This window comes from Gellertiella sp. DMC107, from assembly GCF_056313605.1.
Genome location: NZ_JBQUZZ010000002.1, coordinates 845,413 through 857,264, shown reverse-complemented (window position 1 = coordinate 857,264; position 11,852 = coordinate 845,413). Strand labels below are relative to the sequence as shown.

The window sequence follows — 11,852 nt, the reverse complement described above, 5'->3', positions numbered from 1 at the left end:
TTGACCGGACAAGCGGGGGAATTCCTGACATGGATCTGCCATTCCATCCGTGAAAGGAAGCACACATGCGCAAAGGCACACTCGTTCTCGCCGCTCTGATCGCCCTCTCCGCGACCGTGGCACGGGCCGAAACCATCAGCGTTCCGGCGGGCGAAAGCTCGGCTATGATCGACTTCACCAATCTGGACGACAATTGCCAGACCATCGGCAAGCCGAAGGGCAAGGTCAGCAAGGAACCGAAGCACGGCAAGGTGACCTTCAAGTGGATGAGCATCACGCTCACCGAGGAGTACGGCACGTGCAATGGCAAGCACGCCAAATCTCTGCGCGTGTTCTACAGCCCGGATCGTGGCTTTACCGGTTCGGATTCCTTCTCGGTCGGCGCAACCATGCCCGCCTATGAGGATGGTTCCGGCAGCCGTTACGTATCGGAAAACTTTGACCTTTCGGTCGAGTAAGTCGGTCAGGCGCCGAAGGCCGCCCGGATCATGTCGGCGGCCTTTTCGGCGATCATGATGGTCGGCGCATTGGTGTTGCCCCCGATCAGGCTGGGCATCACCGAAGCGTCAACGACCCGCAAGCCCGTCACCCCTCTGACCCGCAGCTGGGGATCGACCACAGACTGGGCGTCTCCTCCCATGCGGCACGTGCCGACAGGATGGTAGATCGTATCCGACCGGTTACGTATGGCATTGAGAAGGGCCTCATCCTCCCGTCCGGCGGGATTCAGTTCCGCTTTCACGTGCTGCCGCAACGGATCGGTTTCCATGATTGCCCGCATCTTCTTCGCGCCGTCCAGCAGGGCCTGCTGATCCCGTTCGTCCCAGAGAAAACGCGGATCGATCAGCGGGGCATCCTCCGCATGCGGACTGGCAAGCCGGACCTCGCCCCGCGACCAGGGACGCAGCACGCAGGCATGGCAGGAATAGCCATAGCCCATGTGCAGCTTGCGCGCATGGTCGTCCACGAGCGAGATGAGGAAATGCAGCTGGATATCCGGTCTTTCCAGATCCTCGCGGCTGCGAAAGAAAGCGCCGCTTTCCGCAAACGTGGTGCGCAGCTTGCCCGTTCCGCTCCGCCGCCATTCGCCCATGGCGCCCGTCATGGCCAGCAGGGAGCCCGGGGCCAGCGCCAGAAGATCCTTGCTTGCCGCCTTGTACCAGAGGGTGAAGTCCAGGTGATCCTGCAGATTGCGCCCGACCTCGGGGCTATGGGCGACCGGTTCGATGCCCAGGGCGGCCAGATCGGCAGCCGGGCCGATACCGGACAGCATCAGCAGCTGCGGCGAGAGGAATGCGCCGGCAGAGAGGATGACCTCTCGACCTGCCCGGACCTCCACCCGCTCGCGTCCCCGGCGATAGCGGACACCGCTTGCGCGGCCGTCTTCGAACAGCACCTTCTCGGCATGGGCGCCGGTGACCACTTCCAGATTGGGGCGGTCCATCACCGGGTGCAGGTAGGCCGCCGCCGTGGAACAGCGCTCTCCGAGCCGGGGGCCGTGCCAGAACTGGGTGACCTGGTAGACGCCGGCCCCTTCCTGCGTCTCGCCGTTGAAATCGGGATTGCGGGGAATGCCGTTGCGCTCCGCTGCCGCGATGAAGTCCTGATTGATGGCGCGCGTCCAGGGCGCATCCGCCACCTGCAGGGGCCCACCCGTGGCATGCAGCGGCCCCTCACCCCTCTCGTTGTCCTCCGCCTTCAGGAAATAGGGAAGGACCTCGTTAAAGGTCCATCCGGTGCAGCCTTTTGCCGCCCAGCCGTCATAATCGGATCGGTGGCCGCGGATATAGAGCATCGCATTGACCGAGCTCGACCCGCCAAGCCCCTTGCCGCGCGGCTGGTAGCCGCGCCGGCCGCCCAGACCCCGCTGCGGCACGGTTTCGAAACCCCAGTTCATGGACGTGACATGGCCGGGAACAATGGCTGCCGCCGCCATCGGCACGCGCATCAGGAGACTGCGTCCGTCGCCCCCGGCCTCCAGAAGGCAGACCCGGATCTTCGGATCCTCGCTGAGCCGCGCAGCCAAAACCGCGCCCGCTGAACCACCGCCAACGATCACATAATCGAACATGAATTGCCCTCCGCCGGATGCGGGCTCCCCTTCCCGCATCTTCCGTAAACGGAAGAGTATTGAAGAATTCCGGCTTTGTGAATTTGAATTTTCGGACCATCGACAGCTTCCTGCGGTCAAACAGAAAAAGCCGCGCTGGGGGCGCGGCTTTCAGAAGGTGGTGCTATCGGGTTTCGTCAGTCGAGCGGATGATAGCAGGCGAAGCGATGGGTTTCGCTGCCTTCGAGCGGCGGCATGTCTCCCCGGCAGACATCGGTGGCCTTCCAGCAGCGCGGATTGAACGGACAGCCGGGCGGCGGCTTCAGGGGCGACGGCAATTCGCCCTGCAACCGGATGCGGTTCTTGGCGCGCGCGGGATCGGCGATCGGCGTGGCCGAAAGGAGCGCGGCCGTATAGGGGTGCCGCGGCCGTTCGAAAACCTCTTCGGCCATGCCCGTTTCCACCGGCTTGCCGAGATACATCACCATGACCTCATCGGCGATGTGACGAACGACGGAGAGGCCATGGCTGATGAAGAGATAGGCGAGGCCCATTTCCTTCTGCAAGTCCATCAGCAGGTTCAGCACCTGGGCCTGGATCGACAGATCGAGCGCGGACACCGGCTCGTCGAGCACCAGCACCTTCGGACGCAGCATCAGTGCCCGGGCGATGGCGATACGCTGGCGCTGACCGCCGGAGAACATGTGCGGATAGCGGTCGTAGTGCTCGGGGCGCAGACCCACCTTGGCCATCATCTCCTCCGCCTTGCGGCGGCGGGTGGCGGCATCGTCGGACGTGTTGATCTTCAACGGCTCTTCCAGGATCGAGCCAACCTTCTGGCGCGGGTTCAGCGAGCCATAGGGGTTCTGGAAGACGATCTGCACCTGGCTGCGCAAGGCCATGTCACCCACACGGGCCGGCTTGCCGTCGATCAACAGCGTCCCGGCGGAGGGATCCTCGATCATGGTGATCAGCCGGGCAAGCGTGGACTTGCCGCAACCGGATTCGCCCACCACGGCCAGCGTCTTGCCGGAATAGAGTTCGAAGGACACGCCGTTCAGGGCCCGCACCGTTGCATCAGGCTTGAACAGCCCGCGACGGACGGAATAGTGGCGGGCCAGATCTTTCGCTTCAAGGACAGCCTGGCTCATCCTCATGCTCCTTCGGTAACGGCAGCGGCCGGATGATGGAGCGGCACGCCCTTCACCAGCGGATAGTTGCAGAGCGCTTCGCCGAGCTCCTTGCCCTGACGGGTGGCGCCCTTGTGGCAGTCGGGCTGAACGAAGGCGCAGCGCGGCGCGAAGAGACAGCCCGTCGGGCGGTCATGCTGGCCGGGAACGACGCCGGCGATCGAGGGCAGCTTCTGGCCCGCCACCGCCCGCTCCGGAAGCGCTGCCAGCAGGGCTGCCGTATAGGGATGGTGCGGATCGGCAAAGAGCTGGCCGACCGGCTGCTCCTCGACCTTCTGCCCGGCATATTGCACCTGTACGCGATGCGCGGTTTCGGCCACCACGCCCATATCATGGGTGATCAGCACCAGCGCCATGCCGTGCTCCTTCTGGAGGCGGACGAGCAGATCGAGGATCTGGGCCTGGATGGTCACGTCGAGCGCCGTGGTGGGCTCGTCAGCGATCAGCAGCTTCGGATTGCAAGCCAGCGCCATGGCGATCATCACGCGCTGGCTCATGCCGCCCGACATCTGGTGCGGGAAGTTGGAGAGGCGCTCTTCCGGGGCCGGAATGCCGACGAGCTTCAGCAGCTCGATCGAGCGTTCGCGGCGTTCCTTGCGGTTCAGCCCCATATGGATGCGCAGCGTCTCGCCCAGCTGGAAGCCCACCGTGAAGCAGGGATTGAGGCTCGACATCGGCTCCTGGAAGATCATCGCCATGTCCTTGCCGATGATGTTGCGGCGCTGGCGGGGCGAAAGGCCGATCAGGTCCTTGCCGTCGAAGGCAAGCTTGTCGGCGGTGATCTTCGCCGTCCAGGGCAGGAGGCCCATGAGAGCCAGCATCGACACCGATTTGCCCGAGCCGGATTCGCCGACGATGGAGAGGATCTCGCCGCGGTCGCAGGAGAGCGAAACATTGTCCACCGCACGGAAGAGACCGGAGGCGGTCTGGAATTCGACGGTGAGATTCTGGATTTCGAGAAGTGCCATCACGACCTCTTCAGCTTCGGGTCAAGGGCATCGCGCAGCCCATCGCCCATCAGATTGATGGCGAGAACGGTGACAAGAATCGCCAGGCCCGGGAAGGTGACGACCCAGGGCGCGCGCTGGATGAATTCGCGGGCTTCGGCAAGCATGGTGCCCCATTCCGGTGTCGGCGGCTGGGCGCCCATGCCCAGGAAGCCGAGCGCCGCGGCGTCGAGGATCGCCGCCGAGAAGGCAAGCGTCGCCTGCACGATCAACGGCCCGAGACAGTTCGGCAAAATGGTCAGGAACATGATCCGAAGCGTGCCGGCGCCGGCGACCTTGGATGCAATCACATATTCCTTCTCCCGTTCCGACAGGACTGAAGCGCGGGTGAGCCGGACGAAATGCGGCTGATTGACCAGCGAGATGGCGATCATCGCGTTCAACAGGCCCGGCCCGAGTACCGCCACCAGCACCAGCGCCAGCAGCAGCGACGGGAAGGCCAGGATGATGTCCATGATGCGCATGATCACCATGTCCACGCGGCCGCCGAAATAGCCCGCAACGAGGCCGATCAGAACGCCCGAGACAACCGAAAGCGTGACGACCACGAGGCCGATGAACAGGGAAAACCGCGCGCCGTAGATCAGGCGGGACAGGATGTCACGACCGACCGCATCGGTTCCGAGCAGATAGCTCGTGTTGCCGCCCTCGCTCCAGGACGGAACGAGAAGCAAGGCGGCGCGATTTTGTTCGCTCGGGCTGTGCGGGGCGAAGACCGGCGCAAGGATGGCCAGGACCAGGATGACGACGAAGACCACAAGGCCGATGACGGCGCCCTTGTTCCGGGAGAAATAGTGCCAGAATTCGGCGAGCGCCGAGGGATGGCCGCCCTTGTTGGGAGTGGTGGAAGCTGTGCTCATGGACCTGCCCTCAATGCCGGATGCGCGGGTTGATGAAGCCATAGGTGACATCCACGGCCAGATTGACCAGCATGATCACGCCGGCGATGAGGAGAAGTCCGCCCTGCACGACCGCGTAGTCACGCTTGAAGACCGCATCCACCATCCATTTGCCGATGCCCGGCCAGGAAAAGATGGTCTCGGTGAGGATGGCACCGGCAAGAAGGGTGCCCACCTGAAGGCCGATCGTCGTGATGACCGGGATCAGCGCATTGCGCAAGGCATGAACCCCGATGACCCGGTAGGGAGAAAGACCCTTGGATTTCGCCGTGCGGACGTAGTCTTCGCCCAGCACTTCCAGCATGGCGGACCGGGTCTGGCGGGCAATGACCGCGAGCGGAATGGTTCCGAGCACGATGGTGGGCAGGATGAGATAGGTCAGCGCCGACTTGAAAGCCCCGGCCTGTCCCGAGAGAAGACTGTCGATCAGCATGAAGCCCGTGACCGGCGGGAAGAAATACATGAGCGATATGCGCCCGGACACCGGCGTCCACTGCAGGTAACCGGAGAAGAAGATGATGAGGAGCAGTCCCCACCAGAAAATCGGCATGGAATAGCCGACCAGTGCCACGCCCATGATGGACTGGTCGAACCAGGTGCCCCGTTTCACCGCGGCAATGACGCCGGCGGGGACCCCCAGGACGACCGCAAGAATGATGGCGCAGAGAGACAGTTCGAGCGTTGCCGGGAACAGCGCGAGAAACTCGCCGAGAACGGGCCGTTTCGTCACGATGGATGTGCCGAGATCACCGGTCAGCACATCGGTCAGATAGCTGAAATACTGAGCGGGCAAAGGCCGGTCTAGTCCGAGATCGTGCATGATGGCGGCGTGGCGTTCTTCCGACATCACGCGCTCACCGGACATGAGCATGACCGGATCGCCAGGGAGCATGCGGATGAACGAAAAGGCGATCAGCGAAACTCCGAGAAAGGTCGGAATCAGGATCGCAAGGCGTCCGAGCAGGAAACGTAGCATGGGCGGTTATCCAAAATGGTTCCGGCGATCGGGATGAACCGATCGCCGGACGTACCCGGCTTCATTCCGGGTGATGGCTCTGAGTGGCTTATTCGGCGATATCGACGCCGTCGAAGCGGTGGATGCCGAGCGGGTCGTTCTGGAAGCCAGTGACCTTCTTGGATACCGGGATCGAGACGACCGAGTGGTTGATGGTCATCCACGGAGCCTCGCGCTTGAAGACAACCTGGGCTTCCTGGTAGAACTTCGTGCGTTCTGCCGGGTCGGAAGTGACCTTGGCGTCCTTCACCAGCTTGTTGAACTCCTCATTGCACCACTGCGCGCGGTTGTTGCCGCCGACGGCATCGCAACCAAGCAACGTGTCGAGGAAGTTGTCCGGATCGCCGTTGTCGCCGGTCCAGCCGAGGATAACGGCGCCGTCACGGGCCTTGTCCTTGGAAAGCTTCAGGTATTCGGCCCACTCGTAGGACACGATCTCGGCGGTGACGCCTACCTTTGCCAGATCGGCCTGCATCAGCTCGGCAGCGCGGCGCGCGTTGAGCATGTAGGGACGCGAGACCGGCATCGCCCAGATCTTCATCTTCAGATCCTTGACGCCAGCGGCTTCGAGCGCCTTCTTGGCGGCTTCCGGATCGTACTTGTCGTCCTCGACGGAGTCGTTATAGGACCACATGGTCGGCGGGATCGGGTTCTTGGCCACCTGGCCAGCGCCCTGGAAGACGGCATCGACGATGGCCTGCTTGTTCACGGCCTGGTTCAGCGCACGACGGACTTCAGCCTTGTCGAACGGAGCCTGGGTCGTGTTGTAAGCAAGGTAGGACACGTTCAGGCCGGGGCCTTCCAGAACGGTGAGGTTCTCGTCCTTCTTCAGGTCCGGAACGTCGGCAGCGTTCGGATAGGGAGCCACGTGGCATTCGCCGGCTTTCAGCTTCTGCACGCGAACAGCGGCATCGGTGGTGATGGCGAAGACGAGATCGTCGATCGGCTGCTTGCCGGCGAAGTAATCCGGATTGGCCTTGTAACGGATGACGGCGTCGGGCTGATAGGCGACGAAGGTGAACGGACCGGTGCCGAGCGGCATCTGGTTCAGCTGACCCATCTTGCCATCGGCGGCGAGCTTGTCGGCATATTCCTTGGACATGATCGACGCGAAGTCCATGCCGAGGTTGGCGATGAACGGCGCTTCCGGACGGTTGAGGACGAACTTGACCGTGAGATCATCGACCTTGTCGATGGACTTGATCAGCTCGGGGAAGCCCATGCCGGCGGCATATTCCCATGCAGCGCCATCCACATACTTCGCCCAGGGATTGTCGGCCTTGAGCTGACGCTCGAAGGAGAAGATCACGTCGTCGGCGTTCAGGTCGCGCGTCGGCGTAAAGAATTCGGTGGTCTGGAACTTTACGCCCTTGCGGAGCTTGAACGTATATTCCTTGCCGTCTTCGGAAACGGTCCAGCTTTCAGCGAGACCCGGCTCGATTTCCGTGCCGCCATGCTTGAACTCGACGAGGCGGCTGTAAACCGTACGCGAAGCAGCATCGAAGGTCTGGCCGCCGGTGTAGAGGGCGGGGTCGAAGCCTTCCGGAGAAGCCTCCGAGCAGTAGACAAGCGTCTTGGCGGAAGCGGCGGTAGCCATCAGCGACACCAGAGCGGTCGCGGCGAGCAAAGTGGAAAACTTCTTCATTGTGTCGGTTCCCAGATTTTTCTTTTTGAGCTTGCTTATGCCCTCAGAGCGACGCCCCGGGGTCATAGGCGGCGATGGAACGACATTTGATCGCCGAAAGCAACATGGCGCCTAAAAAAATTATACTGGACAAAATATTTAGCAATTTACCCGTCAAAAATGCCTCCTTCGCGAAATTTTCGCCATCCGGAGGCAGCAAAAACTGTGGAGAACACCGCATTTTAACGGAATGGAATATGCAACAGGCGATCCGCATACCCGTGTTTTGGGGGCTTGCGGCTGTCCGGAAAGCGACAGCGCGCTCAGGCGGAGCGCACAGGTGATGCCAGCGCCCTAAAGTTGACACGGGTGAACAGGAACCTGGCCTGTTCTGCCGCCCGCCGATGACATGCTCGATTTGGAAATCGGAATAGAAAACGGAAACGAGGGGATCAGGCTGCCGGCTGGCCCACATCCAGTCCGGGAATTCCCAGAAGGAAGTTGATTTGCGGCCGGGCCTTCACGATATCGTCGATCGTATAATCGGCCAGCACATCGAAGAACGCCTTCAGCGCCTTGCTCAAGACGGAATTCAGCCCGCAGCTGTCCACCAGGGGACAATCGACCACGCCATTCTCGAAACACTCGGCCATGGCGAAATTGTCTTCGGTGACCTTCACCACATCAAAGAGGGTGATGTCCTTGGCCGGACGCCCCAGCCGGACGCCGCCATTGCGGCCCCGAACCGTATCCACGATCCCTGCCTTGCTGAGCGGCTGGAGGATCTTGAAAAGGAACAGTTCCGAAACGCCGTAGGACTTCGCGATTTCCGGAATACGGCTCAGGTGCCCTTCATTGGCGGCGCAGTACATCAACATGCGGATGGCATAATTGGTCTGTTTGGTCAGCCGCATGCGGGACGCTCCTTCCGGGTGAATGCTGAAGCCTTATATAGGAAAGCCACAGTTTGGAACAATTCCAAAATACATGATTAAATCAATCATATTTTCTTCTCAAGGCCGTCGCGGCTGTTGACAGCCCTTATTTAAATATGATTTTCACATTCAAGATTTCAAAGCCAAGGAGACTGTCATGACCTTCACCCGCCCCGCCCTCGGCGCGCTTGCGCTTGCGGCCTCGGTTGCCCATTCCCTGCCCGCACTCGCGGATGGCGAGGTGAATATCTACTCCTATCGGCAGCCCGAGCTGATCCAGCCGCTGCTCGATGCCTTCACCAAGGAGACCGGAATCGAGACCAACGTGCTCTTCCTCGACAAGGGTCTTGTGGAACGCATCCAGGCGGAAGGTGCCAATTCGCCCGCGGACGTCATCCTCACTGTCGACATCAGCCGACTGACGGAAGCGCTCGAAGCGGGCGTGACGCAGCCGGTCAACGATCCCGCGATCAACGAGCATATCCCCGCCCAGTATCGTGACCCCAATGGCAACTGGTTTGGCCTTACCACGCGCGGCCGGGTTATCTATGCCTCCAAGGAGCGGGTTCCGGAAAACGACATCACCTATGAGGAGCTTTCCGATCCCAAGTGGAAGGGGCGGCTTTGCACCCGCGATGGCCAGCATTCCTACAATATCGGCCTCTTCGCCTCGATGATTGCCCATCACGGCGCCGAATATACGGAAAAATGGCTGACCGGCGTGAAGAACAACCTGACCCGCAAACCGGACGGCAACGACCGCAGCCAGGCCAAGGCGATCTTCTCCGGCGAGTGCGATATCGCACTCGGCAACAGCTATTATGTCGGCCTGATGATGACCAACGACAAGGAGCCGGAGCAGAAGGAATGGGCCGGCGCGATCAAGGTGCTCTTCCCGAACGCGAGGGATCGCGGCACCCATGTGAACATCTCCGGCGTTTCGCTTGCCAAGAACGCGCCGAACAAGGACAACGGCATCAAGCTGATGGAATTCCTGGCTTCGCCGGAAGCGCAGAAGATCTATGCCGAGCAGGTGTTCGAATATCCGGTTGCTCCCGGTGCCGAACCTTCCGACATCGTAAAATCCTTCGGGCCGATCAAGCCGGATCCGCTGCCGCTCGCCGACATTTCCGCCCATCGCAAGGAAGCCTCAGAGCTGGTGGACAAGGTCGGCTTCAACGATGGCCCGAGTGAATAAGGGCCGCTTGCCTTCATAAGCGGTTTCTATTATAAATGTGGAGTGAAGGGCGAGGTTGCAGCCTCGCCCTTCCTTTTACTCAATGCTCAGAAAAACGATCCGGACGGTAAGTGACCACTCCGTCCGGGTTTTCTTTAGCGTAAGCGTGATGCTTATTGGCAAGTGCCACATCGCAAGACCTCCACGTTCGAGAGCAAGGCGCATGCCGGCGTCAGGGGAGCCCGTCTTCCCTGATGCGCCCTCGTGGTCCTAAGGGCGCGTCTGCTTTTGCAACCGAACGCAATCAGCCTATTGTTTTAGAGATTATTCAGCAAGCTATTTCTTAATCAACGAAAAAGGCCCCCGTTTCCGGAGGCCTTTCTGACGGGCTGTGCTCGAAGAGCGGATCACTTCATCGTCGGGATGACGAATTCGGCGCCGTCCTTGATGCCGGACGGCCAGCGGGCGGTGATCGTCTTGGTCTTGGTCCAGAACTTGATCGAGTCCGTCCCGTGCTGGTTGAGGTCGCCGAAGGACGAGGCCTTCCAGCCGCCGAAGGAGTGGTAGGCCAGCGGAACCGGGATCGGAACGTTGATGCCGATCATGCCGATGTTGACGCGCGAGGCGAAGTCGCGGGCCGCATCGCCGTCACGGGTGAAGATCGCGACGCCATTGCCGTATTCATGCTTGATCGGCAGCTGAATGGCGTCTTCGTAGGAATTGGCCCGCACGACCGAGAGAACCGGCCCGAAGATTTCGGTCTTGTAGATATCCATGTCGGGCGTGACATTGTCGAACAGGCAGCCGCCGACGAAATAGCCGTTTTCATAGCCCTGCAGCTTGAAATTGCGGCCATCGACGACGAGCTTCGCACCTTCTTCGACGCCGCGGTCGATCAGACCCATGACGCGGGTCTGGGCTTCCTTGGTGACGAGCGGACCGAAATCGGCCTTTTCATCGGTATACGGACCGATGCGGAGTTCCTCGACCTTGGGAGCCAGCTTCTCGATCAGGCGGTCGGCAGTGTCCTTGCCGACCGGAACGGCGACGGAGATCGCCATGCAGCGTTCGCCGGCGGAGCCGTAGCCGGCGCCGACCAGGGCGTTGACGGCCTGGTCCAGATCGGCGTCGGGCATGATGATCATGTGGTTCTTGGCGCCGCCGAAGCACTGGGCGCGCTTGCCGTTCATGGCAGCCGTGCCGTAAACGTAGCGGGCAATCGGCGTGGAGCCGACGAAGGACACGGCACCGATGTCCGGATCGGTCAGGATCGCGTCGACGGCACCCTTGTCGCCGTTGACGACGTTCAGGACGCCAGCCGGAAGGCCCGCTTCGATCATCAGCTCGGCGAGACGCATCGGCAGGGACGGGTCGCGCTCGGAGGGCTTCAGGATGAAGGCGTTGCCGCAGGCGATAGCGGGAGCGAACATCCACATCGGGATCATGCCCGGGAAGTTGAACGGGGTGATGCCCGCGCCGATGCCGACGGGCTGGCGCATAGAGTACATGTCGATCGCCGGGCCGGCGCCTTCGGTGAATTCACCCTTCTGCAGATGCGGGATGCCGCAGACGAATTCGCAGACTTCGAGGCCGCGGATCACGTCACCCTTGGCGTCTTCGATGGTCTTGCCGTGCTCGCGGGAGAGCATTTCGGCGAGTTCGCCCATGTGCTTGTTCAGCAGTTCGACGAACTTGAAGAACACGCGGGCGCGACGCTGCGGGTTGGTGGCAGCCCAGCCGACCTGTGCGGCCTTGGCATTTTCGACGGCGGCGCGAAGCTCTTCGACGCTGGCCAGGGCAACCGTGCCCTGCACTTCGCCGGTGGCCGGGTTGAAGATGTTGGCGGTGCGGCCGCTGGTGCCGGCGACATGCTTGCCGCCGATGAAATGACCCACTTGATACATGGCGATCTCCCTTCAGAGTGTGCGCGACAGGCCTGTCCCGTTTCTGGCGGA

Annotated in this window: 10 protein-coding genes; 2 read left to right on the top strand and 8 right to left on the bottom strand. The window is 61.6% G+C overall.

Features of this window, described 5'->3' with window-relative positions; translation table 11 throughout:
* Nucleotides 1-65 precede the first annotated feature (65 nt).
* Nucleotides 66-458 carry a hypothetical protein gene (locus ACT54B_RS09595; protein ID WP_476044518.1) on the top strand — a complete coding sequence of 131 codons (393 nt, stop codon included), beginning with the start codon at nucleotides 66-68 and terminating at the stop codon, nucleotides 456-458.
* Nucleotides 459-463: 5 nt separating this feature from the next.
* Here ACT54B_RS09595 and ACT54B_RS09590 read toward each other — a convergent pair whose 3' ends face one another.
* The 7 genes from ACT54B_RS09590 to rirA form a co-directional block, all read right to left on the bottom strand.
* Nucleotides 464-2,071, bottom strand: coding sequence for a GMC family oxidoreductase (locus ACT54B_RS09590; RefSeq protein ID WP_476044516.1), 1,608 nt, complete (start codon nucleotides 2,069-2,071; stop codon nucleotides 464-466).
* Between the two features lie 176 nt (nucleotides 2,072-2,247).
* Nucleotides 2,248-3,201 (bottom strand): peptide ABC transporter ATP-binding protein, encoded by a 954-nt coding sequence (locus ACT54B_RS09585; RefSeq protein WP_476044514.1) that lies wholly within the window; start codon nucleotides 3,199-3,201, stop codon nucleotides 2,248-2,250.
* A 2-nt stretch (nucleotides 3,202-3,203) separates the two neighbouring features.
* The gene (locus ACT54B_RS09580) at nucleotides 3,204-4,208 is read right to left on the bottom strand and encodes an ABC transporter ATP-binding protein (protein ID WP_476044512.1); all 1,005 of its coding nucleotides are present in this window, start codon (nucleotides 4,206-4,208) and stop codon (nucleotides 3,204-3,206) included.
* Entirely contained in the window at nucleotides 4,208-5,107 is a 900-nt protein-coding gene (locus ACT54B_RS09575; protein ID WP_476044510.1) for an ABC transporter permease subunit, read from the bottom strand. Before ACT54B_RS09575 ends, ACT54B_RS09580 begins: the two co-directional genes overlap by 1 nt.
* A 10-nt stretch (nucleotides 5,108-5,117) precedes the next feature.
* Complete coding sequence (locus tag ACT54B_RS09570; RefSeq protein ID WP_476044508.1) at nucleotides 5,118-6,122, bottom strand: ABC transporter permease subunit; 1,005 nt, start codon at nucleotides 6,120-6,122, stop codon at nucleotides 5,118-5,120.
* Between the two features lie 88 nt (nucleotides 6,123-6,210).
* Nucleotides 6,211-7,806, bottom strand: coding sequence for an ABC transporter substrate-binding protein (locus ACT54B_RS09565; RefSeq protein WP_476044506.1), 1,596 nt, complete (start codon nucleotides 7,804-7,806; stop codon nucleotides 6,211-6,213).
* 431 nt (nucleotides 7,807-8,237) lie between these two features.
* Nucleotides 8,238-8,699 (bottom strand): iron-responsive transcriptional regulator RirA, encoded by a 462-nt coding sequence (gene rirA / locus ACT54B_RS09560; protein ID WP_476044504.1) that lies wholly within the window; start codon nucleotides 8,697-8,699, stop codon nucleotides 8,238-8,240.
* A gap of 178 nt (nucleotides 8,700-8,877) precedes the next feature.
* Between rirA and ACT54B_RS09555 the strand changes: the two genes are divergently transcribed.
* Nucleotides 8,878-9,918, top strand: a complete 1,041-nt coding sequence (locus ACT54B_RS09555; protein ID WP_476044502.1) for a Fe(3+) ABC transporter substrate-binding protein — start codon at nucleotides 8,878-8,880, stop codon at nucleotides 9,916-9,918.
* Between the two features lie 386 nt (nucleotides 9,919-10,304).
* Here the strand turns inward: ACT54B_RS09555 and ACT54B_RS09550 are convergent, their stop codons facing one another.
* Complete coding sequence (locus ACT54B_RS09550) at nucleotides 10,305-11,801, bottom strand: CoA-acylating methylmalonate-semialdehyde dehydrogenase (RefSeq protein WP_476044500.1); 1,497 nt, start codon at nucleotides 11,799-11,801, stop codon at nucleotides 10,305-10,307.
* Nucleotides 11,802-11,852 lie beyond the last annotated feature (51 nt).